At 69.6% G+C, this 342-nt stretch carries 1 protein-coding gene; it reads right to left on the bottom strand.

Translation table 11 applies throughout. The annotated features are described in order from the left end of the window. A partial coding sequence (locus FFK22_RS42390) for a TCP-1/cpn60 chaperonin family protein (protein ID WP_306770284.1) occupies nt 1-342 on the bottom strand: 342 nt, incomplete at both ends.

Genomic DNA, 342 nt, shown 5'->3' with positions numbered 1-342 from the left:
GCGGCCCTCGATGTCCTTCTTGGCGCCGGCGCCGTCGACCACCGTCGTCTCCTCCTTGGAGATGACGACCTTCTTGGCCCGGCCGAGCATGTCGAGCGTGACGCTCTCGAGCTTGATGCCGAGATCCTCGGAGATGACCTGGCCGCCGGTCAGGGCGGCGAGGTCCTCGAGCATCGCCTTGCGCCGGTCGCCGAAGCCCGGCGCCTTGACCGCCGCGACCTTCAACCCGCCGCGCAGCTTGTTGACCACCAGGGTGGCCAGCGCCTCGCCGTCGACATCCTCGGCGACGATCAGCAGCGGCTGGCCGGCCTGTATCACCGCCTCGAGCAGCGGCAGCATGGA

This window comes from Mycobacterium sp. KBS0706 (assembly GCF_005938675.2).
In the GTDB taxonomy this organism is placed as follows: Bacteria; Pseudomonadota; Alphaproteobacteria; order DSM-16000; family Inquilinaceae; genus Inquilinus.
This window is presented reverse-complemented; position numbering and strand designations above follow the sequence as displayed.